Here is a 22,616-nt window from a genome sequence, read left to right as displayed (position 1 = left end):
CCCAGCAGGAGATGACCATGCATGTCCCGAATCTCACCCTCTCCCTTGGTGCAGCCCTGCTTGCGACTGCCTGCAGCACCGCGCCCAAGCCACCTGTCGTCAATGAGTCGACGCGGCGTCCCGCCAACACGGCCGTGATGGTGGACCTGCAGTCCTGTCGCACCGAACTGGCCAACACGCGCCTCGAGCTCTCCGAGTCCGCGCGACGCGCCGATCTCGCGATGGCGACCGCCGACCGGATCGTGGCCCTTCAACAGGCCATCGAGCTGATCAGGCCGGCCAGGCCCGCCACCGCGACAACGGTCGCCAGCTGCCCTCCGGTCGGATCCGCCGTGTCCGCCAACCCCGAACCGGTCGCACCGCCGACCAACCACATCTACGTGGTGACCTTCGACTACGGCAGCAGCCGGGTGAACCTGGCGCCGGACACCTTGCGCGAGTTGCTGGCCCTGGCACGCACGGCGCCCCTGCTCGTGCTGCGTGGCCGCACCGACGGCACGCAGGACCTTGCTGCCGAGGTTCGCGTGGCCAGAGAGCGCGCCCTGGCCGTGAAGACCCACCTCGTCGCCGCCGGGCTAGACGCGAACCGGATCCGCACGACCTGGCAGCCTACGGGTGACCACGCGGCAGACAACAGCACGCCAGACGGCCAGGCTCGCAATCGTCGAGTCGAGATCGAGGTCTATGCCGCGTTGCCCACGTTGGCGTCGGTGCCCGCGACCAGCCAGCCATGATGCCGCAGCCGTTGCCGCCTCAAGCCTGAATCGGAGGTCCACATGGACGACTCACCTGCTCCCCTTGCGCCGTCTTCATCGGCATCCGGTGGTGCGGTGGAACCTGCTGGCCGGAAGGCTGCCGACGCGACCAGGATCCGCGCGCCGGCCATCGAGGCCAGCGACCACTTCGAATTGCGCGACCCCTTCGCCGAAGTGACGTACACCGCGAGGACGATGGGCGAGATGGTGACGAAGGCCGAGCAGCTGGGCGCACATCGCTTCGTCGCCATCGAAGCCAACGGGCAGAGATCCTTCGTGGAGCAAAGCAACGGCGAGTGGCAACGACGGCCAGTCGTGATCGAAGACCGGGAGGTCCCCCCGGACCTCTCGACCGAGAGGCAGGCCGCCCCCTCGGCGGCACCGTCGAAGTCGGTCGACGGCTCGACCAAAGCCACCACGCGACCGACACCGACGACCCCTGCGCGGACCACGGCGGCGGCAGAACGCGCTGCTCGTGTCGCGCTGCTGGAATCAGCCTTGCAGGAGCGCTACATCATCAAGCGCGCCCCGCTCAGCGTCGGCGACCTGACGGTCGGGAAGACCGAGTACCGGTTTCGTGGCGACTCGTCGCGGGTTGCCTTCACGGAGTCGACCTTCAAGCTGGCAACGGACACCAACAGCCCGTCGGTGGCTCGCTCCATGGTGGACGTGGCCCAGGCTCGCAACTGGTCCGCGCTGCGCGTCAGTGGTCACGAGGACTTCAAGCGCCTGGTCTGGCTCGAGGCATCGGTGCGCGGCGTAAAGGCCATCGGGTATGAGCCGAACCCGGCGGACCTGGAAGTGCTGCGGCGGGAACGCGAAGCGCGGCAGGTCAACCGGATCGAGCCGGCCTCACAACCAACGGCTCCGGCAGCGACGGAGAAGTCGTCGGGTCGAGGCGGCGGCAGGAAGGCTGTGCTGGCGGCCATCGACGCAGTGCTGGTGGCGAAGGGGATCGCAGCGCAGAAGCGGCAGGACATCTTGGCAGCAGCGACCGAGAAACTGGCGCAACGCGAACGACTTGGTCGTGCTCCCGTGGTCAGGCTCTATGACAGGGCTGCACCGACGCAGCGGCCTGTCGCAACACCGGTACGAGAGTTGGAGCAACCAAGAGGTGAGCGCGTAAGGTGATCCAGAACCAACTGTGCAATGGGTCACTACGTTGTCCGCAATAGTCTGTCTGCGGCTGCTCGGATTCGGCCGGCGAACGTCGGCGAACGCCGATACCTGACCTTGCCAGGCTTGATGTAGAGCCGCACGGCTCGAAGCCGGTCCTCGTATGAATACATGAACTACCCCTTCAAGTAGTCCAAGAAATTGTCCGCATCCCCGGTGGGTCAGTTCGAGGTGATTGTCAACACTGCCGGCCGTTCTGGTGAGACAGGCGTCGGTGTCGAGCACGACGACCGTCGTGCACCTCTTCGTCACGGACCGAGACGAACTGGCGCGCCAACTGGCGTCGCTGCGAACCCGGCTGAATCCGGCGGCCGCGGTTTGGGTGTCCTGGCCGAAGAAGACCTCGAAGGTGCCGACGACCGTCACCGAAGACACGATCCGCGAACTGGCCTTGCCGCTCGGCTTTGTCGACGTCAAGGTCTGCGCCGTCAGCGAGGTGTGGTCCGGCTTGAAGCTCGTGGTCCGCCGGGAACTGCGATCACGGACCCCGACATGACACACAGCCCGAGATGTCGGGGAGCCGACCCAGATGCCGTTGCCGCCGATGGGCGCCTCCCGCACAAGCGCGCCGCCGGGCGTCACCGCGGCGGAGCCAAGGTGCGGGCTGCATGATCATGTGGGTGGCGGTGGTCGGCCAATCCTGCGTCGGGCACTTGGCCGGACCCTCGCTTCCGGTCATCATCGCCCCACGCAGGAGCACCTTCGCGCCGCGCGGTCATCGTCGTGCCAGCCGGCGTATCGTGTCAACACTCGCCCTCCAGGCCCTCCAGGAGACGCACATGGACGGTATCCCCGGCTACTCATGGGAGGACTTGGCGCCTGTCCGAGAGGTCTGGCTCACGATGATGCTGTTCCACGGCATCGGCGGGGTGCTCGGGGTATCCGGGGTCCTGGGCCTGTCCGGGCCTGACCCGTTTTCTCAGGGCACGCTGCTGGGCAGCCTGCCCGGCTTCCTGGTCGGTCTGGTGGTCCAGCAACTGTGCCGGCCCGGCAGCCTGGGCCTGCCGGACGCCAAGGCCAACCTGCTGGCCGGCGGCGTCTTTGCCGTCTGGTCCACGGGCATCGCGATCTTCCAGCACTGAGTGAATGCCAAGCGTGCAGGCGCCGACCGCAAACTGACGGTGCTCTGAATCGGTCGGCGGCAACGGTCGCGCTGCGTTCGCTGTGTGCCAGCAGCGGCTCGACGACATCACGACCGAAGCCGTGTTCGCGCAGCCGGGTCGCGTCCGTTCCTCATGTTCCGTGCGGCCACATGACGGTGACTTGGCCGAAACCATGGCCCCACGGAGGCCCTGAATCTGGCCCTATACGAGTTGGATGTCAACGAAGTGCCTGAAACCCTCAAAGACAAAAACCCCAGTCGAATCAACGAACTGGGGTTCCCGAAGCAGCCAGAGGGGACGCCCGAGTACGTCCCGCAAGTGCATCAGTCGATCATGACTTTCCAGACCGTCGGAGAGCCAGCATTGGCGCCACTTCTGTCGATCGAGATTTCTTCCATGGCCCCAGTCTTGGCCCCGATGTTCGAGGGCTATCCAGCCTGAGCGCGTTCATCATCGAAGTCAGCCGAGAAGGTTCAACTTCCGTCTGTTGATGGCAACACATAAGGTACGCGTCCATCGAGCAGGGCGTGGACGACCAGACTGGGCTGCTGCCGAATCCGTGGACATCCATGCAAGTCCCTCCGTGCGTTTCAGCCTGAACCAGACTGCATCGCCATGAGTTCAGGTCCGTCGCATGGGGGTGATCTGTTTCGGAGGTGATTGCCCGCTTGAGACTGGTTGCTGCCTCTCACCAACGACTGCTTTGCGACCCCTCAGCGTGGGTAGCGAGTCTAATGGGCTTCGCACGGCGCCGCTGGCACCGTGAAAGACGGCGGAAGCATCACGACGCAATCCTTGCCGCCTTTGTCAGAGCGGGCGATGAGCGAGCGTTGCGGCACCTCCTCAAGTGACATCACCACCGGAATCCTGCCCTTGACCTTTGGTCGCACGATGTCCGTGAGCGCGGGGCTCTATTAGTAGAACTGTTTGCCGTGCCCGCGAGGCCTTTGGCCAGTTCACTCGCTCGGCCAAGGCAAGCTCTCAAAGAAGGCTTGAACAGTGCTGTATGCGACTTCAAACTCCGGCGGCTTTGTCGCTATGAGTGCGGCCACAGAGGGGTAGTCCTTGGCAGAAAGGACTTTGACGTCTGGGTTTCGCATGGCCGAAGAGTTCATGGGCACCTGTCGATCCGCAGAAGCAGAGCGCAACTTTTCTAGGACGGTTTGCCTATCGCCATCGTCTAATGAGGTGCATTCCAACAGGAGGCACAGATCATAGATGTCCTGAAATCGTGAGCGGTTACGGATTGGCTGCTGCAGAACTGATCGCAACTTCTCGGCGATCAGATCGTGATAGGCGTACATCGTCAGCGCGCCACCGTCGACGTCGTTGTGCTCAACTTCGGATGCCCACTCGTTAAAACTGTAGTCGATCTGGATGGTCTTCGCTGACTGCTTGTTGACGAATCTCTGCATTTCGTTGTGTGATGCTCTATTCGCGTAGCCAATCTTCAGTTGAAGTGTCGGAAAATCGCTGTCTGGACGATTCTTCGGATTGATTGCGTGCGACTGCAGTCCGATGGCCAAGCCGTATTCATTGTCTGAACTGACGGGGCCTAGTGCAGCTTCAATTTCAGCGATTAGTGCTGGCAGATGCACCTCTTGAAGCCGTCGCTGCGTAGAGAAGTCGACATCTTTGGTAAACCTGTCGCTCTTGTAGCGAATTGCTAGCAGGATGCCGCCTTTCATTACCATCAGTGGGGCAAGATCATTCGAGTTCGCCACTGCGCGCAGGATGAGTCGTACTGCTTGCCGGAACTCTCGGCGTTGGGGATCGGTTTCAGCATCCACCCAAGCCTCTAAGTCGATGTTCATTCTGTTGGTACGGGTGTGTTGATCGAAAGCGCCCACCGCTCTGAGAACGAGGAACTGTAATCAGCGCTGGCATCTAGCTTGCGCGAGCCTCCGCGTTGCGCAAGGGCGGCCCAGGCATCGATTCGCGAGTCTGTTAGACCGGCTACTTGCTCCAGCACCCACCCAGCACGCACTTTGTCAATGGCTGCGCCATGCTGATCGAGTTCGTCCAGAATCAGTCTGCGATTTACGGCAGCATGCTCCTTGAACACCGCGAGCACATGGCTGAGACCTCCGCACAAAGAAGGCTCGCGCAGCATGTCGAGGAAAGTTCTACCAAGGGTGGCAACGCGGAGATGCTGTTCTTTGAAGCTGCGATAGGCGCCGAGATGCAAACTCTTGAAGAGATGCACCGGTCGGTTGTTCAGCTTGGTGAACGTGTTTCGCTGCACTGCCGGCAATCCGGCGTGGGTGTAATCGGCGTAGTCCTCTCCAAGGTCGCGCTGCATCCGATCTTGAGCGAAGGACCTCCACTTTGCTGTTGCAGGCGTTGAGATATAGAGTTGCTCAGGCATCCGGTCTGTGATGCCATGGAACTCCATGGCACTCAGATGCGACACGTAGCAGAAAGGATCAATTGCGCAGGCAAGTACTCGGGCGTCTGAGATGTTGGCCCCCACAAGTACGTATGCCGCGTTTTCAGGAACGCCAGGAATGGGCCGCAGCACCCCGTTCGCAACCAGCTTGGCCTCGATTCGGCTGAATGCTGCGCGGTCGAGTTGCGTCTTATGGTTGCGCAATGGCGTGCCATCGTGACTAGACTGCTTGTAGATGCCCCAGGCCAGATGGGCAAGCTCATAGCGAGTCACTACCAAAGCTCCGCGCTGCCCTAGCACCTGCGTCAAAGCTGTTGGGATCGAAATTTGTCGTTTTTCAACCATCTACCATGCGTCCTTAGGACGCATGGTAGATGGTTTAATAAGACTTTTCAAGTAAGGGAAATCGCTGAAAGCGATATCATATTGCTTAGATAGCGGTAGACTACGTCCTTAGGACGTAGTCTACCGCTAATTATCTACAATGCCTCAAAGTTTTCTCCCCAAGAAGTGTGCTCCTTTCGGCACTCCCTCGTATGAAGACGAGCTGCGTCGGTTGGTGAGCTGGCAGTGTCACCAAGTGGTACTAAGAAGCATAACTACGATGCGTCCTAAGGACGCATCGTAGTTATTTTCATGCAACTTGTCAAGATGGTAAGCTGAAGCTGGCTGCTCCACCAGGGGACTCGCTACTTGACAGGTCATCTTAACGTCTATACAATGCGTCCTAAGGACGCATTGTATAGACGTCTTACAGATCTCTCAATGCGCGCGGACACAACTTGTCTGTGCGATGAATGACACATCTATCAGCCGCTAGCAGACCTCGCCGGAAAGAGCACGGTGAAGTCACCTTGCCGGTGATCGCTGTGGCGACCGAGTAGTTCAGCGAGCAAGTGCCCAGCGATTCGACTCGCCGCCAGTGTTAGCAACCGATCCAAGACCTCTTCGAGGTACACGTAGGGCTCATGCCCGTTGATCCGCGCCGAATGCACCAATCTCATGATGGCCGCAGCCCGCTGCCCGGCCCGCAGTTCCCGGCGAACAACCAACTCGATCTGCCAAGCGCGATTGGTCGGATCTGGTTCTCTACCCAGTGGTTGGAGATCGGCAAGTCGCCGTCATTGACGAAGTGCGTCAACGCTGGCCAGCGCTTGAGGCTGTAGTCGAGGGCCTGAGCCTGGCGGCACGAGCTTGCGCCTTGCCAGCAGCCAGCGGTGGAACGCCGCGAGCACGCGCTGAGACTCGCGTTGCTTGTCCGCATTCACGCCTGAGCTCAGGTTCTCGATCTCTCGCTCGTGCCGTGTCCTCATCAACACATAGCTCGAGGTGCCGCGCCACGGGTTCCGGCCTAGCGAAGAAAAAGCAGGAAGAGAAGGCACGTTGACATGTCGCGAATTCATGGCCGGTGATGCCCAGCCTTTCACTGCAGCGGACGGCTTCCCCGTCCGCTGAACTCGCACGTTGAACGGCAGCTTTCGGGAGTTGCATTTGTGAAAGAGCGAGAGACTGCACTCGCTGCATAGCTGCCCAAGCCCCGGTACCAAGGTCCTTCTTGCAAGCTAAAAACGACGATCCGGTTGCGGCGCTATCGAAGCATTCACAGTCTGGGACGAGGAGATACCGGGCCCAGACAGTCGACGAGGACCCGGCTCCGCCGCGAACCCGACGCCACTCCTCGATCGGTCGCCGATGGCGCGATCTCGGATTGCCGACGCCAGCGAGCGGTCTGCTGGGTCGTCTGATCTCGACAGAGCTGCGGCTATTCGCAACCAGGCCTCGTGGGTTCTCGACGACGTTCTCGGATCGACTGTTCCCGTTCCGTCGCGTCTCCGTGTGCCCCTGAGTCGCCCTTCCTCGAGCGCCTTGATACGCCACAACGCAGCGGACTCGCGGGTGCTGTCCCTGGCCAATCGCCGGCTCGCCTCGGCGTCGATGCCCAGCTCGCGCAGCTTCTCCGCGAAGGTCTCCCGCCACCGTGCGAGATCCGCCTTGCGCGGATTCAGTCGCCGGCCGTGCCTGGACTCCGCCCTGACGCTCAGATGCACATGAGGATTGGCTTGGTGGTCGTGCAGCACCATCACGTACTTGTGATCGGCCAGCTCGGCCCTCGCAAAGGCCCTTGCCGCGCGCTGCACGGCCAGCGGATCCGTGCCTCGCGGCATCGACAACATGATGTTGAAGGCTTCACGCCGATGTCCCGGCTGCACGTCGTCCGGGATGAAGGACCCACTGTAGCGCCAGTCGTCGACCAGGTCATGCAAGGCGTCCTTGCCGTGCAGCACATCCCCTAGATCGTCCTCGATGTCGAGCCGGCCGTTCTTGCTGATGTAGCGGAAGTGCGCCGCGATCGCCCGCATGCCGCGCCCTCCTCCGGTCACCTTCACCATCACCTGCGGCGCGCGTCGGATCACGGTGGCCGCGATGCGGGCGCGGATCTCCCGGGCCCGCTGCCTTGTCGCCTCGGCCGAAAGCTTCGGAGTGGAGTTCCGCGTGATCCGGTTGCCGGGGTAGAACAGCCGGTCACCCCACAGCACGATCAGGCCGTCGATGTTCGAAGCCGATGTCATGGCCATCTCCTGAAGTCACGGGCGGGCGTCGACTTGCGCTGCACGTCTCGGCTGAAGATCTGACAGGGCCCGGGAGGACACGCGCAGGTGGGCACGCACCTCGTCGGCCAGCGTGTCGAGACGTTCCCGATAGAACCGCGCCGCCTGGCTTTCGCCGCGCGACAGCAGGCTCGCCAGGTGGCGCAGGTCACGGCCGAGGCTGGACATCTCAGCGTTCGAGGCGATGAGCGCCGCGAGGCTCCCCAGCCGGTCGCCGTCGCCGCCCAGCACCGCCACGCCCTCGAGCAGGCCGGCCACGAAGTCGCCCAGGCTCAGGCCCGCGCGGCGGGCCGCCTCGTTCAAGGCCATCACGTGGACCTGCCGCATGCGCAGCGACACCCGCTGGACGGTGCCGCGCGATCGCCGCGAGCCACGGGGGAGGTCGGATCGGCGGCTCATCGGCTGGGCGGCCAGCGCATCGGCCAGCACACGACGCACGACGTCCGACGGCGACACGCCGATCTCGTCGGCACGCGCCACGAGCGCGGCCTTCAGGCCCTGCAGGTCGACGCTGATCCGGTCACGCGAAGTTGGGGACATGTCGGACTCCTGAACTCGGAGAGCAGGTCGGACCCTGTCCGACAACTGGCGCCACTGCGCCTATCTCTGCACTCACCCACGCCTTCAGTCTGATCTCGAATCGAAGCCTTGTGGGCGATGACTTCGAGGCCAGATTCATCGATGGGAACGGGCCGAATCGGGGAGAGGCCCTGCCGATGCGGAACACGTCCGGCACACAACCGGCACGCGACCGGAACGAATCCGGAACACAAGCGGCACAGGAACGGCACAGGAACGGCACAAGAGCGGCACAACTGAGGCACGAGAGCGGAACCGCTGACGCCACCGGGCCGATCGCTTGAGGCGCAGTTGTCAAACCGTTTGACAACACGATCGCTTCGCCCATGAAAAGGGGCGCCACGCGAGCGCCCCGAACGTCGCTGTGTTTCCGCTTCATTCGGCCATGAACCCCAGCAGCGTCAAGCCGCCTACCAGCACCAGGACCGGCTCCTGACCGCCACGCGGCCTCACGTACACATGCCCCGGTTCGATGGGACGCTGGTCGACCACCAGTTCGAAGCGCTCCCCTGCCCACTCGACGATCAGCTTGCTGGGCACGGGAACAGGCCGAATCTCCGGCACCGACGCGGACCGGACCGCGACCGAACTCGACGTCCCGGCCATCGCCGGCTGTGCGGGGCTTTCCGCCGTGGCCGCCGTCGTCGTCTTCAACTCGTTGTCCTGCACGACGTCGAGCCCTGCCTTTCGAGGCCCAGCCAGACTGGCCCGAAGCTCGTCGATGCGTCGGCGAGAGATCTCGGACTGTCCTGCCTGCCAGGCCTCGACCTGCTGCGGATGAGCCTCGTGAAGCTTGCGCAGTTCGTGGAGCTCCAGCAAGCCACGACACCGACCCTCGCGATAGGCCTGCAGCAACCAGTCCGGTGGGCCGATCATGGCCGTCACCAGGGCAACCCACTGCCGGCTCTTGCCCAGCTGCCGCGCGATCTCGGCCTGGCTCTCGCCGAGCTGCAGCCGCCTCTGCACGAACATCGCCAGCTCGAGCGGTCGCAGCCCTTCTCGCTGCTCGTTCTCGATGACCTGGTCGTAGCGATCGGCCGTGGTGTCGACGAAGACCGGGATCTGCAGCAGTCCCGCGAGCCGCGCCGCTCTCAGCCGCCGGGCGCCGAAGTTCAGCACCCAGCGGCCCGGCGGGTTCGTGCTCGGCCGCACCGACACCGGCTGGCGCACGCCGCGCGCGCGGATGGTCTCGGCGAGTTCCTGCAGCGAGCCCTCGTCGAACTCGCGGCGCGGCTGCTCCGGGTCCTCGTCGATGGCGTCGAGGTCCACCATCAGCGGCGTGCCGCTGGTGTGGGGGGCTGGCGCGTCCAGTGCCGCCAGGTCAGCCAGATGCAGCGTCATGGCGAGCCTCCTGGGTCGTGGTGGTCGTCGTGGTGGCGATCGGCTGCGCCAGACCCAGCACGGTGTCGGCGATGCGGGTCAGGCCGGGCTCGATCTCGCGCCATGCATCGCGTGCGGCGGTCTTCTTCATCTCCCACAGCACCTCGCCGGCGGCCTGGGCCTCGGCGATGCAGGTGCGCTTCGGGATGGCGGCGTACTCGCCCGGTCGGTCGCCGATGCGGATCATCAGCGGGTGGAAGCGCATGACCACCTGCTGGAAGTTCGACTTCTGGAACGGCGTGGGCTCGACCAGCGTGGGCAGCAGGCCGATCAGGCTGAGCTTCGGGTTGAGCACCGCCTTGATCTTGCGCAGGCCGACCCGGTCGTGGTTGAGCAGGCCCTGCACGCCATCGAGCGCCTCCTGGTTGAGCTGCATCGGCGAGAGCACGAAGTCGGCCGACACCAGTGCCGAGATCACGCGGATGTCGGGGTTGGGGTTGGTGTCGATCACGCAGACATCGAAGGCCGGATCGGCGGCCGCCAGGAAGCTGCGGAACTGCCGCGCGAAGGGCGTGTGGCGTTCCGGCAGACGCTCGAGGTCCAGCAGCGCCCGATCGGCGGGCACGACCACGAAGGGACGGTCCGGCAAGGCCGGGGTCGGCCCGGTCAGTAGCACGTCGGCCGTGACCGGCGCGGACGCCGCTCGGCCACTGCGCAGCAGGGGCTGGGTGAGGTTGCCCTGGTGATCGAGGTCGATCGCGAGGACTCGTCGGCCACGGTGGGCCAGGTGGTGGGCGAGCAGGGTCGCGACGGCAGACTTGCCGACACCGCCCTTCTGGTTGCACAGGACCAGGGTCTTCATGGGAGAACTCCAGCTGCAGGGGATGGAGCCGGGCCGACAGGCGTTCCAAGGGCCTTGGCACCGGCGCTGGCGCGTGTGCATCGTGCGGTGATTGCAGGGCACGGAGGCTGCCCGGTGCCCGGTCCTCGATGGATCGGCGACGGGCCTCGCGAGCCGGCCGCCACGCGGACGGCGAGCCGTTTTTGAGTCCTCCGCCCTGCGTCCGACACGACGAACGCGCGCGGGCTCCACGATGGCGCCAGCGCGCGGGCTTGGGGGCGATGAATCCGGGTGCAGATCCATCACCGGGGCGGTTGTGCCGCCCCGATCGGTCCGGGATCAGGCCTTGAGCTTGCGCATCTCCTCGGCCAGGATCCACAGGGCGCGGTTGAGGCTCACGCTGCGGTCGATGCTGCCGACCGGGCGGGTCTCGATGCGGCGGCCCTGGGCGCTGCGGCCGGGCAGGCCGCCCCGCAGGGCGTTCTCCTGGACCCGCTGGAAGGTGTGCCACAGGCTCGGGCCGATGTCCTCGAAGCGGCGCGGCATCATGAACTGGTCGACGCTGACCGGCGCGGGGTGCTGGCCGTCGACGGTCTCGCCGAATCGCAGGGCCAGGGCGGCCGTCGCGAAGGCGCGTTCTTCCGGCTCCTCCATGCGGATGGCCTTCATCTGCGCGGTCGACTCGTTGACGGCGGCGAAGTCCTCCAGCACGCGGTAGGCGCCCTCGATGACCTCGTGCTCGATGTGGCCCTTGTGCGGGATCCGGATGTCGCGCGCGACCTGCCCGACCACGAGGCCGTTGCAGCACACGAAACGGAAGACCCCGGCCAGCATCTGGTAGGCGCTGGCGCCGTCGTGGCTGTTGATCAGGATGATCTCGTTGGCCTCGCTGTCGCGGCCCCGGGCCTGAACCTGCCCGGCGTGGCGCATGCGGATCAGGTGCTTGGTGTACGCGGTCTTGCCCTCGATGCGGCTCTGGCTCTGCGCGACCATGTAGGGCTCGAAGCCTTCGCGCTTCAAGCCGCGCAGGACCTCGATGGTCGGGATGTAGGTGTAGCGCTCCGAGCGGCTCGCGTGCTTGCCCTCGGCAAAGATGGACGGCGCGGTCAGGCGCATCTGCTCGTCGTCGAGTGGCGTGTCGCTGCGGTGGACCCGCGTGTTGCGGGCGAAGCGGGTGGCGAGCTGCGGGCGGGTCGACGGCGTCGAAGCGGACGGGGTGAACGGGTGCATGGTCATCTCCTGCGGGTGCGGGAAGGAACCGGGCCAGCCAGGCCGACCCGGTCGTGTCGGGACGGGTCGTGCCGGTTCAGGCTGCGGCGGGGCGGGTCTGGCGGTCGCTGCGCGGCTTGTGGCTCGGGCGGGTGCGGCCTTGGTGCGCGCTGGCGGCGGTGGCCGGCGTGCGGGCTTCGACCTCCTCGTCCGGCTCCGGCTGGCCGTCGCGTTCGCGGCGGGCCTCGGACTCGGCGCGGCTGTCGAGGTAGTCGATCTCGTCGGCCGTGAAGGTCAGCGTGTGGACCGTCTCGCCGTCCTTCTCGTAGCGGTGGTTGCGGACCCGGCCGACGATGTTCACGTGCGAGCCCTTGCCCAGGTAACGCGCGGCGTTCTCGGCCTGGGCGCCCCACAGGGTCCACTGGATCGCGGTGGCGTCCTCGTGGCGCTGGTCGCCGGATCCGCGGCGGGTGTTGCTGATGGCGGTGAGCACCGCGCGGGCGATCGGCCCTTCGCGGCCGTTGACGGTGTCGAGCTTGACGGCGCCGGCCAGGTGGGCGTGGCGCTGGGTGACGTGGACGTGGGCCATGACGGTCTCCAAGGATGAGCGCATCGGCCGGGCCCCGATCCGGGTGTCCCTGAAAACCGATCCTCTCGCTTGGACCTTCCTCGCACCCGCCCACGGGCGGGCGGGGGGTGGGCAGGGCCCCTTCCCTCAAGGGAAGGGGTGGGGGATGGGTGGTGTTGGATCCCAGCAACCGGTGCGGTGCGCCAGTCTCCTGGCCCACCGCTGAAAGATCCCCCACAAGTCCCCCTCGCCCAAAGGACGGGGGCTGGTGGGGGGAGCGCGGTGGGCCGGTCTGGCGCAGGGCTGCCTCGAGCATCGGGCGGCGCAGCGTGGCCTGGGACACGGGGAGCCGACCGCGATGACCCGAACCCCGGCGGCTCTGCGGCCGACGTGACACCAAGGGAGCGTCAGCGGACGACTGGCGCGGCGGGCGAGACGGGGTGAGCCAAGCTGGATGTTTGGGCTGTTTGGGCTGTTGGGGTAGTCCTTCCTGCGGCCCGGCACCGGGCGTGGCGGGTGCCTGGGGAGGCCGATCTGCCGGGTGGTCCGCCCAACGGGCCGACCGGCTGTTCGGTCAGCGGGCCGCCCTGGGCGGCGCAGCCGCGCAGGCGCCATGGCTGCTTCGGCCCGCGTTCACCAGGCACGGGCACGGGCCGCATCCCAGTTCAGCCGGCACAGCCGGCCTGGTCGTATTGCGTGAGGGACGGCAGCCCGAAAGGGGCAAGCCCCAGGCCATTGGCCGGAGGCTTGACGCGCAGCGCAATGGCCCGGCCCTGCGCAGCAGGGACACGCCCGAGACGGCGGCAGGTGAGGCAAGTCGTCATGCTGTGTTCCTTGCACACCCAGGCTGCGGCTGTATCGAAAACTCGCCTTTAAGTCAGTTGTGCAGCGGGTGCTGCCTGCGGGCGCTCCGTGAAACCCGTTCCATGAAGGTGGCTCCGGCGTAAGCGCAGCCGCTCTTGAGCCAACGGGCTGTCGTAGTCCCCAGTCACCGAGCAGTCGATCTCCGGGGTCGGCCACCTGCAGCACTTCACGCAGTTACTGACCGTCGTCGGGCTTGGCCGGCGTGATCGGCGCCCGCACGATGCTGGGTCGACGAGTTGCTCGTCGCGCGGGATGAATCCGTGCTGCTTCAACCATTGACTCAAGGTCTTGAAGATCGCTCGTCGACCCAGCCCGCCTACGGTCAAGTGCTGGGCGCCGAGAGGGGGCTGGAGGCTCCTTCACCTACACATTCGCGTCAGACCGTCGACGCCCCTGTTCTGGCAGTTTTTTGGCCATACAATCTCACGAACCTGCAGTTGTTTTGTAAGTTTTTGGCGTCATGACGTGCACTAATTTCGTTGTCGTCACCAATTGCTCCGGTCGAAAGCGCGGAGGCTATGCTCAGAAGAGCCTCGATAGCGCGATCGTGCGGGGTTCCCTGCCCGCGGTCGCGGCGAACTGGACTGTGGGCGTCAATCGCCATGAAGTGTTGGTTCCTCGCGCAGGGGACTACTACGGAGGAAGAGCCTTCCAAGAAGCTGTACACGTCTCGAGGCATCTTTCTGCTCGGTTGGGCATTGTGTCCGCTGGGCTTGGATTCGTTTGGTCTGACGCGGTCATCCCAGCTTACGACCTGACCATCAGCGCAGGCGACAACTCAATTCGTCCCTACCTTCGGGCAAACGGCCTAAACACCGCCGATTGGTGGCGGGAACTGAACGAAGCCCGCGGCCGCGCGCGTCCCCTCAAGCACCTTCTCGATGTGCAACCGAACGCGATGATGTTGGTGGCACTGCCTTCGACCTATTTGGAGATGGTTGGTGAAGAACTCGAAGCCTTGCCGCAACCAGGTCTGCGCCGGGTCCGACTGTTCACATCACCCAGTGGTACCGCGCTCTTGGCCGAACGAGTTCGTGCTCAGGTCTTGCCTTACGACGACCGACTGGAAGGCACACCGTACGCAGGGACCAAGTCGGACTTCCCGCAACGCGCGATGCGTCACTTCGTAGAAGCTCTCGAAGGACACGGGCTTAGCATCACAAGCGCAGTTCGCAACGTTGTTCAATCCATGGATGCACTCCCTGCTCGGACGCATCCCCAACGTCAACGCCAGACTGATGACGAGATCGTCATGACGCTGAAGGCGCAATGGGAACGCCATGGCGGCGCCGGCGGTCGCCTGCTCCGCCATTTGCGTGACGAGGCTGGGGTTGCGTGCGAACAGTCGAGGTTCAAGGAGCTATGGCATCGCGTCCGAGCAGAACTGTCCGAGGCGCAGTCATGAGTCGGTCGTACACCGAGATCGTCGTGCGCGCTCTGCACACGACGCAAGGCGATGGACTAGATGTCTATGCGTTCTTCATCAACGGCCCAGACATCGTCCGTGTCGCGGACATCTCCCGAGTTGAGCGTGCGGCTACCGATGAGTTGCGGGGCTTCCAGCGGCCTGAGATCCGCAGCCACGTCAAAGGCATCGTGGACTATCTCAGCCAGGGCAATGTCTTGTTCCCGAACGCGATCATTTTGGCCATGTCGCCGCAGGTGAAGTTCGCCGCGTCGCGAGGCACCAAGCCAGCGGGCGACCAGGGCATCGCACAGAGCGGAACACTGACCATTCCAATCTTCGGCGAAGGCCAGCGGGTAGCGTGGATCGTCGACGGCCAACAGCGGTCCCTGGCCCTGGCGCAGTTGGGTACACGCGCCATCCCTGTGCCAGTCATCGGCTTTGTCTCCGACAGCCTCGAACTGCAACGCGAGCAGTTCATCCTCGTCAACAAGGCCAAGCCACTCCCGACGCGACTGATCAACGAACTGTTGCCCGAGACTCGCAGCATCTTGCTGCCGCGCGAACTCAGCGCTCGACGGGTGCCTTCCGAGATCTGCGGACTGTTGAACCGCGATTCCGCTTCTCCGTTTTACAAGATCATCAAGCGCATCTCGGAGAAGGGTGGAGCATCCGCCGTGGTGACTGATACGGCGGTGATCACCATGATCAAAGGGAGTCTGAACAACCCACTTGGCGCGCTGTCGCCCTACAAAGCCACTGGTCGTGAAGGGGCTGACATCGAGAGCATGTATCGCATCCTCATCACGTTTTGGACCGCAGTGCGCGACGTGTTTCCTGAAGCCTGGGGCAAAGATCCGCGTCAAAGCAGACTCATGCACTCCGCAGGTATCGAGGCGATGGGCGTGCTGATGGATCGCATCTATGCCCGTTTGACCAAGCCCGAGGAAGACTACAAGACTATCCGGCGCGAATTGGAGCGTGTCGCTCCCCACTGCCGTTGGACCAAGGGAACCTGGGACACCTTGGGTGTGGCCTGGAACGAGATCCAGAACACCCCCCGTGACATCAAACGCTTGCAAGATGCGCTCGTGCGGGCCTACGCGAGCAGCCATCGCACATGAAGTTTCTGTATTCAGACACCCAGGACTATGTCGATCCCGAATACGACTTCCTGGCAGATCGCAATGCGCCTGGGCGCAAGCGCTACTGGGATGACCAGTACGCCCACGAAATGATGGTCCCTGCGCCCTATGACGGACTGTTGGTTGCCATGAGCGCCGTGCGTCAAGCAGTGGGCGTCGCGACATCCAAGGTCCGTTACTCCACGGCCGAAGAGCAACGACTGTTGCGTGACGGCGCGCGAGCTTTCTTGCGCTACAAGGGACCTCGCTTCAAGGACGCGATGCTCGTGGGCGACTGTGGCGCCTTCGCGTATGTCGAGCATGAGTTTCCAGCCTACCCACCGGCCGAGGTGGTTGAGTTCTACGCCGACGCCGAGTTCACGCACGGTGTCTCGCCCGACCACATCATCTTCGACTGCGATGTCACCAACCCGCCGATCGGCGCGGTGGATGAGGCGGTGCAAAAGCGCTTCGAAATTACGCTGGACAACGCGCGAGAGTTCCTGAAACTCTCTCAAGACGAAGGGCTGCCCTTCGAGCCCATGGGCGCCGTGCAAGGTTGGTCGCCTGCGAGTCTGGCCGACGCAGCTCAGCGCCTCGAGAAGATGGGCTACCGCTACCTTGCCATCGGTGGCTTGGTGCCCCTGAAAGTCGATGTTATTCATCAGGTGTTGCAAGCCCTACGCGCCGCGATCAAGCCCAGCACCAACATCCACCTGCTGGGTTTCGCCAAGGCGGATCACATCCATCAGTTCACGAACTACGGCATCACGAGCTTCGATTCGACGTCGCCCTTGATCCGCGCGTTCAAGGATGCGAAGGCCAATTACTACCTGCCTTCGCCGAACGGTGGCCTCGATTACTACGCGGCCATCCGCATCCCGCAAGCCATCGAGAACCCGCGTCTGATGCAAGGCATCAAGCGCGGCATCTTCCACGCTGAAGATCTCCAGGTGCGCGAGCAGAAGGCCCTCACGGCCTTGCGTGCCTACGACCGCGGACTGGAAACGCTGGACGCGACCTACGAAGCCGTCATGGACTACCAGCGTTTTCTGACCCTGGGTAATGACGAGTCACAAGAGCAGCGCGACAAGGATTTGGCCAAGATGGGACTGTTGATCCTTCGAACGTTGCGAGACAAACCTTGGCAGCAGTGCGCGTGTGACATCTGCCGGAAGGTTGGCGTCGAGGTCATCATTTTTCGCTCCAGCAACCGCAACAAGCGCCGTGGCTTTCACAACCTCGGCGTGTACCACCGTCACGTACAGAACATCCTAGATCGACCCACATGAAGCGCTTTCATTTCAAGGCTGTGCGTGCCTCGCAGGCACCGAACCACGACGTCTTCGTCTTCGCGGCCACGCCGGAGGAGGTGCTGTCGTTTTCCGAGATCGAACGCGTGGGCCGCGACGATGCCGGTGAACTCCGGGGTTTTCAGCGCCACCAGATCGCCTCGCACATCAAGGAGATTCGCGACTATCTGGGTCGCGAAGATGCCTTGCTGCCCAATGCGGTCATCGTCGCCTTCATAGACGGGGCCTCGGTCCGCGATGTGGGCGACGGCGTGGTTGACGTGGTGATAGAGGCCCACAGCACCAAACCCGGATTCGTGGTCGACGGTCAACAGCGCCTCACCGCTTTGTCTGGGTTGCGCAAACCCGGCTTTCAGGTGTTCGTGTCCGCGTTGATCTGCAAGGACTACAACGAACTTCGTCAGCAGTTTGTCTTAATCAATAACACCCGCCCGCTACCAAAGACGTTGATTTACGAACTGCTACCGACGGTCGAAGGTCTACCGGATCGGTTCAGCTCGCGTAAGTTCTCTGCGCGTGTGGTCGATCGACTCAACCACACGCCGGGCAGTTCGCTCTATGGCGCGATCCGCCAGCACACCAATCCCAAAGGCGTGCTGAGCGACACGGCGATGCAAAAGATCGTCATGAATTCCGCGTCGGACGGAGCGATCCGCTCCTTCATCAAGGATGGTGATTTCGAGGACCGATCGGTCAGCCTGCTGAACGAATTTTTCGAAGCGGTGCAAACCGTCTTCAACTCGGAATGGGTCGGCATGAGTCCCAAGACCTCACGCCTCACCCACGGCGCGGGCCTGGTCGCCATGGGCTTTGTCATGGAATTGCTGCACTCGAACAGCGGCGCAACCACGGCCGCCGAATTCACGCCCGGCCTGGAACTGCTCAAGGAACATACCGCCTGGACCTGCGGGCAGTGGCACTTCGGTGCGGACGACGTGCGGGCCTGGAACGGGATCCAGAACACGCCGTCCGACATCGACCTCCTGGCCAATTACCTTGTGCGATCGCTCAAGCGGTCGCTGCGCAAACTGCGACGCGTCGCCAACGGGTGAATCTCATGAGTAAACGAGCATTGGTGCTGTTCTCCGGCGGGCAGGATTCCACCACCTGCCTGGCTTGGGCGCTGGAGCGGTATGACCACGTCGAGACCATCGGCTTCGACTACGGCCAGCGCCACCGCGTCGAACTGGACTGTCGCATACGCGTGCTCGACCGCCTGCGCGGGATGTTTCCGGAGTGGGCTAAAAAGCTTGATGAGGACCACCTGCTGGACCTCGCGGTGCTGGGTCAGGTCAGCGACACAGCCCTTACTCAGGACCGCAAGATTCAGTTCTCAGCTTCTGGGCTACCGACAACCTTTGTGCCGGGGCGCAATCTGCTGTTTTTCACCTTTGCTGCCGCGTTGGCCTACCGGCGCGGCGTATCGGTGCTGGTGGGTGGAATGTGCGAGACCGACTACTCTGGCTACCCGGACTGTCGGGACAACACCCTCAAGGCGCTACAAGTCGCGATGAGCCTTGGGATGGATGCGCCCATGGTGGTCGAGACTCCCCTGATGTGGCTGGACAAGGCCGATACTTGGCGCATGGCGAAGGATCTGGGCGGTGCCGCGCTTGTTGAGTTGATCCGTACGGAAACGCACACCTGCTACCTGGGTGACCACACAACTCAGAACGCCTGGGGCTATGGCTGTGGGCAGTGTCCGGCCTGCGACCTGAGGCGCAAGGGCTACGAGATCTTCAACGCCGCAGAGGCCGCATGAGCACCCACCCACTTTCGCTATCGGTGCTGCATGCCGCCAGCGCCCGGTTCGAGGCCGCTCGGCAGGTCGACGTACTGCCGGCCGGGCATCGATGCCGCAACCTGCACGGTCATGGGTTTACGGCCACCGCCTATGCCAGCGTGCCGGCGGACTGGGTGACCTACCCCGGCGGTGAGGTGGCGGCTCTGCAGAGGCAGGTCGATCGCTGCGCCGGTCTGCTGAACTACGGGGTGCTCAACGACAAGGTGGCCCAACCGACCGACGAGAACCTGGCGCGGTGGATTCGTGGCCGGCTGGATGCCCCGGGTATTGATCGTGTGGCCGTGCAAAGCACCCCTAACCAGGGCGTCGAGGTCGACGCCCGCGATCATGCGCATGTGTGGCGACGCTACCGGTTCCAGGCGGCCCATCGCCTGCCGCATGTGCCACTGGGCCACAAGTGCGGACGCCTGCACGGGCATGGCTTCGAAGTCATCGTCCACGCAGACCAGGATCTGGCGGGGGCCGATCTAAGCATCGACTATGACCATCTGGACGACCTTTGGGCGCCGATCGCGGCGCAGGTCAACTACCGATGCCTGAACGAGATCCCGGGCCTGTCCAATCCCACCAGCGAGATGATCTCGTCTTGGTTGTGGGGGCGATTGAAACCGGAGCTGCCCGCGATGTCGTGGGTAACGGTCTACGAAACGGCCTCTTGCGGGGCTACATACGACGGCGCCAACTACCGTATCTGGAAGGACTTCACCGTCGACAGCGCGGTGCAACTCCGCCACGCACCAGCCAATGATCCGAGGCATCGGGTCCACGGGCATACGTATACGCTGCGACTGCATCTGGGGGCACCACTGGACCAGATCATGGGATGGACTGTGGACTTCGGGGACGTGAAGGCGGTGTTCGATCCGATTTTCAAGTCGCTGGATCACCACCCGCTGCATGAACACGCGGAACTGGCTGATGGGGACACGACGACGATTGCGCGCTGGTTGCATGAGCGCACCCGTCGCGAACTGCCCCAACTGACCCGGGTCGACCTCTTCGAGTCCGAGGGCTGTGGCTCGCTGGTTGGCGTGGACTTGGCGGGACCTGCCTTACCGGTGTAAGACATGACGTACTCGGTCAAGGAGATCTTCTACACGCTGCAGGGCGAGGGTCTGCAGATGGGCATGCCGGCAGTGTTCTGCCGCTTTGCGGGCTGCAACCTATGGACGGGGCGCGAGGCGGATCGGGCGTCGGCGGTCTGCCGCTTCTGCGACACGGACTTCGTGGGGACCGATGGGACCCTGGGCGGCAAGTTCGAGACGGCCGAACGATTGGCCGACAAGATCGCGGCGCTGTGGCCTGAGGGCGATAGGCGACATCGGCTGGTCGTGGCAACCGGCGGCGAACCGCTGCTGCAGGTCGACCGAGCACTGATCGATGCGCTTCATGCACGGGAGTTTCGGATTGCGGTGGAGACCAATGGAACGATTGCTGCACCCGAAGGCATTGATTGGGTGTGCGTCAGTCCCAAGGCAGGAGCCGAGTGGGTGCAGCGACGGGGAGATGAACTCAAGCTGGTGTTCCCGCAGCCGGGGTTGATGCCTGACGCCTTGCCCTGGACGGAACTGCAGTTCGACCATTTCCTGCTTCAACCGATGGATGGACTGGAGGCCTCGCGCAACACGGCGAAGGCGGTGGCGTACTGCCAGGCCCATCCTCAGTGGCGACTGTCGCTCCAAACACATAAAATGCTTGGGATTCGCTAGTGCGAATCGACCGAGATCCCTGTCAACGTGTTGCTGCCCACTCAATTGCTTCAAGGAGGGTAGACGCAACGTGGTCTGCCACCCGTGCATCCTGATCGTCCCAGCGAGGCCTAAATCGACCTGGAACGAGCACGGTCTTGCAACCGGCACTGTGCGCTGGGACGATGTCGCGGTCCAATTGGTCGCCGATCACCACGACTTCCGCCTGTGTGAATCGCTGACGGAGTCGTTCGAACTGCGCCACGGTCTTTGGCATCTCCCAAATACTTAGCACGAGTTGAGCCAAATCATGCTCGGTGAGTGATCGACGCTGGCGCTCTAGCTTGCCCTCCGTCATTACGAAGACTGGCATTTCTCTGGAGCGCGCGAGTTTGAGTGCTTCGCGGACAGTGGGCAGAAGAGCTGGTGTGTCTGTCAGCGCTTGCGTATACGCCGCGAGCACTTCACTGACTTTTGGTTCGGAGAGCTTGTGAGGTAGTGGTCTGCCTCGGATGACAAGTTCCGCCGCGATAGCTGGGGCCGTGCCGCAGAGTCCTGCTCCGATGGCGGCCACTAACAACTGCGGCGGGTACTTTAGATGCAGATGATGCTTGAGGGCGATCGCCTGGTCGTACGACCGAACGAAGTCGAGGCGATCCGTTGCCGGACACATCCGTCCGGTGGCCTGCTCAGTTCCTTCCAACAGGCGCAATTGCGCGCGAGCGAATACCTCATTGGTGTCCCAGAGAGTATTGTCCGCGTCGACGACAAGGACATACCCGGGAGACGCCGCGGCAGCCTGGTCGGCTTCCTGGTTAAGAGCGTTGACGTATTGACTACCGCTCATAGATTGCGAGGACGTTTATGTCTTGGCCACGCTTTAGGGTACCGACAATACGAATGCCGTAGCGAGCGGCCCTACGGACCAGTTGGTACGCGAAGGTGCCGGTTGGGTACTCGCCCCTCGGTACTAGATGGAGGTGAGGCGGTTCGCTCAGCGTCGTGCTCTTTAGATCGAGCAAAGCTCTGAAGTCAATCCAGTCAAATCGAGATTTCTCATCGCCGGCAGCGGCCTCGATCGATCGCAGCACCACTTGCGAGTCGAAACGGTCGTGGACATGTTGCCAATAGGTTCGTCTCACCCTCGCCTGCTCTTCCGCAGGCATGCTGCTCCGTGGGTACTTCGGCCGTTCTTCGTCATCGCTTCGCTTCTCTCGCTGCGCAAGGAAGGCGTGGAGCAGTTCGCACCCTCTGCCATTGGTCAACTCACCGTACATTGGTATTAGCTTCGCGTCGTTGTCCAAGTCGAGCACAACCAAGGGACGGGGCCCAGCTCGGCTCAGTTCGTTCTCCATGTCTTCCCATGACTGCGACTGTTTGGGATCGTGCAAGCTTCGACCGACAACTAGGTCGCCACCAATCCAGTAGAGGCGACGGCTGTACTTTTGTGCGTATAGCGAAACCAGTTTCTCAAGGTAGCGCTCGCTGGATTTCACTGCAGTGTAGGTGTTCGTCCCACCGCTTGTACGACGACCAGAACCCTCTCCGGAAACCGATCCCTCGATGGCGGCCTTGGCCTTGGCCACGTCCAAGCCGAACAGGGAGAGCAGGGGCGGCACCTTCGCCTCCACCTCGGCTGACAACTTTGCGCTTCCTGCAACTTTGGCAGCCACTTCGCTAGTCGTCGTTTCTGATTGAGAGGCTAGTTCCACCTCCGGACGGAACACTGAATCGTACAGACGGTTGATGAGCACGTTATCGACAAAGAGGGGCGTGTCCGCCAGGAACCAGAAGCGCTCCAACGCCACGAGTCGCGCGTCGAGGTTAGAGCTTTCAAGATCTTGAGCCATAGCCTGCTTTCCTCTCAGT

The 22,616-nt window shown here is 63.3% G+C and carries 21 protein-coding genes and 1 pseudogene; 11 read left to right on the top strand and 11 right to left on the bottom strand.

The annotated features are described in order from the left end of the window. The first annotated feature begins 17 nt into the window (after window positions 1-17). The 4 genes from ACWA7K_RS02480 (at window position 18) to ACWA7K_RS02465 (ending at window position 3,013) form a co-directional block, all read left to right on the top strand. The gene (locus tag ACWA7K_RS02480) at window positions 18-734 is read left to right on the top strand and encodes an OmpA family protein (RefSeq protein ID WP_456165323.1); all 717 of its coding nucleotides are present in this window, start codon (window positions 18-20) and stop codon (window positions 732-734) included. Window positions 735-776: 42 nt separating this feature from the next. Then, window positions 777-1,886, top strand: a complete 1,110-nt coding sequence (locus tag ACWA7K_RS02475) for an LPD7 domain-containing protein (protein ID WP_456165321.1) — start codon at window positions 777-779, stop codon at window positions 1,884-1,886. Window positions 1,887-2,130: 244 nt separating this feature from the next. Next, complete coding sequence (locus tag ACWA7K_RS02470) at window positions 2,131-2,427, top strand: DUF3052 family protein (protein ID WP_456168660.1); 297 nt, start codon at window positions 2,131-2,133, stop codon at window positions 2,425-2,427. A 283-nt stretch (window positions 2,428-2,710) separates the two neighbouring features. Next, window positions 2,711-3,013, top strand: a complete 303-nt coding sequence (locus ACWA7K_RS02465) for a hypothetical protein (RefSeq protein WP_456165319.1) — start codon at window positions 2,711-2,713, stop codon at window positions 3,011-3,013. 977 nt (window positions 3,014-3,990) lie between these two features. On the opposite strand, the gene ACWA7K_RS02460 is transcribed toward ACWA7K_RS02465, so the two are convergent. The 9 genes and pseudogenes from ACWA7K_RS02460 to ACWA7K_RS02420 all read right to left on the bottom strand — a co-directional run bounded on the left by ACWA7K_RS02460 (window position 3,991) and on the right by ACWA7K_RS02420 (window position 12,570). Continuing rightward, window positions 3,991-4,848 (bottom strand): nucleotidyl transferase AbiEii/AbiGii toxin family protein, encoded by an 858-nt coding sequence (locus tag ACWA7K_RS02460; RefSeq protein WP_456165317.1) that lies wholly within the window; start codon window positions 4,846-4,848, stop codon window positions 3,991-3,993. Then, on the bottom strand, window positions 4,845-5,768 hold the full coding sequence (locus ACWA7K_RS02455) for a type IV toxin-antitoxin system AbiEi family antitoxin domain-containing protein (protein ID WP_456165315.1): 924 nt from the start codon (window positions 5,766-5,768) through the stop codon (window positions 4,845-4,847). The genes ACWA7K_RS02460 and ACWA7K_RS02455 overlap by 4 nt, the downstream gene beginning before the upstream one ends. 464 nt (window positions 5,769-6,232) lie before the next feature. Further along, a pseudogene (locus ACWA7K_RS02450) lies at window positions 6,233-6,643 on the bottom strand (IS66 family transposase); the annotation flags it as partial. Window positions 6,644-6,985: 342 nt separating this feature from the next. Continuing rightward, the gene (locus tag ACWA7K_RS02445) at window positions 6,986-7,993 is read right to left on the bottom strand and encodes a relaxase/mobilization nuclease domain-containing protein (RefSeq protein ID WP_456165313.1); all 1,008 of its coding nucleotides are present in this window, start codon (window positions 7,991-7,993) and stop codon (window positions 6,986-6,988) included. A 15-nt stretch (window positions 7,994-8,008) separates the two neighbouring features. Further along, window positions 8,009-8,572 (bottom strand): hypothetical protein, encoded by a 564-nt coding sequence (locus ACWA7K_RS02440; protein ID WP_456165311.1) that lies wholly within the window; start codon window positions 8,570-8,572, stop codon window positions 8,009-8,011. Window positions 8,573-8,986: 414 nt separating this feature from the next. Then, on the bottom strand, window positions 8,987-9,952 hold the full coding sequence (locus ACWA7K_RS02435) for a ParB/RepB/Spo0J family partition protein (protein ID WP_456165309.1): 966 nt from the start codon (window positions 9,950-9,952) through the stop codon (window positions 8,987-8,989). After that, window positions 9,933-10,793: a ParA family protein gene (locus ACWA7K_RS02430; protein WP_456165307.1), complete on the bottom strand. Its 861-nt coding sequence runs from the start codon at window positions 10,791-10,793 to the stop codon at window positions 9,933-9,935. Before ACWA7K_RS02430 ends, ACWA7K_RS02435 begins: the two co-directional genes overlap by 20 nt. A gap of 318 nt (window positions 10,794-11,111) precedes the next feature. Then, on the bottom strand, window positions 11,112-12,002 hold the full coding sequence (locus tag ACWA7K_RS02425; protein ID WP_456165305.1) for a DUF932 domain-containing protein: 891 nt from the start codon (window positions 12,000-12,002) through the stop codon (window positions 11,112-11,114). Window positions 12,003-12,078: 76 nt separating this feature from the next. After that, the gene (locus ACWA7K_RS02420; protein WP_456165303.1) at window positions 12,079-12,570 is read right to left on the bottom strand and encodes a single-stranded DNA-binding protein; all 492 of its coding nucleotides are present in this window, start codon (window positions 12,568-12,570) and stop codon (window positions 12,079-12,081) included. 1,390 nt (window positions 12,571-13,960) lie between these two features. Between ACWA7K_RS02420 and ACWA7K_RS02415 the strand changes: the two genes are divergently transcribed. Genes ACWA7K_RS02415 through queE form a run of 7 tightly spaced genes read left to right on the top strand, consistent with a single transcriptional unit; the run spans window position 13,961 to window position 20,768 of the window. Continuing rightward, on the top strand, window positions 13,961-14,818 hold the full coding sequence (locus ACWA7K_RS02415; RefSeq protein WP_456165301.1) for a hypothetical protein: 858 nt from the start codon (window positions 13,961-13,963) through the stop codon (window positions 14,816-14,818). After that, the gene (gene dbpB, locus ACWA7K_RS02410; RefSeq protein WP_456165299.1) at window positions 14,815-15,942 is read left to right on the top strand and encodes a DGQHR domain-containing protein DpdB; all 1,128 of its coding nucleotides are present in this window, start codon (window positions 14,815-14,817) and stop codon (window positions 15,940-15,942) included. The genes ACWA7K_RS02415 and dbpB (ACWA7K_RS02410) overlap by 4 nt, the downstream gene beginning before the upstream one ends. After that, window positions 15,939-17,234: a tRNA-guanine transglycosylase DpdA gene (gene dpdA / locus ACWA7K_RS02405; protein WP_456165297.1), complete on the top strand. Its 1,296-nt coding sequence runs from the start codon at window positions 15,939-15,941 to the stop codon at window positions 17,232-17,234. Before dbpB (ACWA7K_RS02410) ends, dpdA begins: the two co-directional genes overlap by 4 nt. Further along, the gene (gene dbpB / locus ACWA7K_RS02400) at window positions 17,231-18,307 is read left to right on the top strand and encodes a DGQHR domain-containing protein DpdB (RefSeq protein ID WP_456165295.1); all 1,077 of its coding nucleotides are present in this window, start codon (window positions 17,231-17,233) and stop codon (window positions 18,305-18,307) included. Before dpdA ends, dbpB (ACWA7K_RS02400) begins: the two co-directional genes overlap by 4 nt. A gap of 5 nt (window positions 18,308-18,312) precedes the next feature. Beyond that, a complete protein-coding gene (gene queC / locus ACWA7K_RS02395; RefSeq protein ID WP_456165293.1) occupies window positions 18,313-19,017 on the top strand; it encodes a 7-cyano-7-deazaguanine synthase QueC in 705 nt (234 codons plus the stop codon). After that, window positions 19,014-20,123, top strand: a complete 1,110-nt coding sequence (locus ACWA7K_RS02390) for a 6-carboxytetrahydropterin synthase (protein ID WP_456165291.1) — start codon at window positions 19,014-19,016, stop codon at window positions 20,121-20,123. The genes queC and ACWA7K_RS02390 overlap by 4 nt, the downstream gene beginning before the upstream one ends. Before the next feature lie 3 nt (window positions 20,124-20,126). After that, a complete protein-coding gene (gene queE, locus ACWA7K_RS02385) occupies window positions 20,127-20,768 on the top strand; it encodes a 7-carboxy-7-deazaguanine synthase (RefSeq protein WP_456165290.1) in 642 nt (213 codons plus the stop codon). A gap of 22 nt (window positions 20,769-20,790) precedes the next feature. On the opposite strand, the gene ACWA7K_RS02380 is transcribed toward queE, so the two are convergent. Beyond that, entirely contained in the window at window positions 20,791-21,594 is an 804-nt protein-coding gene (locus tag ACWA7K_RS02380; protein WP_456165288.1) for an HAD family hydrolase, read from the bottom strand. Beyond that, window positions 21,584-22,597: a hypothetical protein gene (locus tag ACWA7K_RS02375; protein ID WP_456165286.1), complete on the bottom strand. Its 1,014-nt coding sequence runs from the start codon at window positions 22,595-22,597 to the stop codon at window positions 21,584-21,586. Before ACWA7K_RS02375 ends, ACWA7K_RS02380 begins: the two co-directional genes overlap by 11 nt. Window positions 22,598-22,616: the final 19 nt, after the last annotated feature.

The organism is Leptothrix mechoopdaensis (SeqCode) (assembly GCF_053893855.1).
The sequence above is the reverse complement of the archived record's forward strand: the minus strand, read 5'-3'. Positions and strand labels throughout refer to the sequence as shown.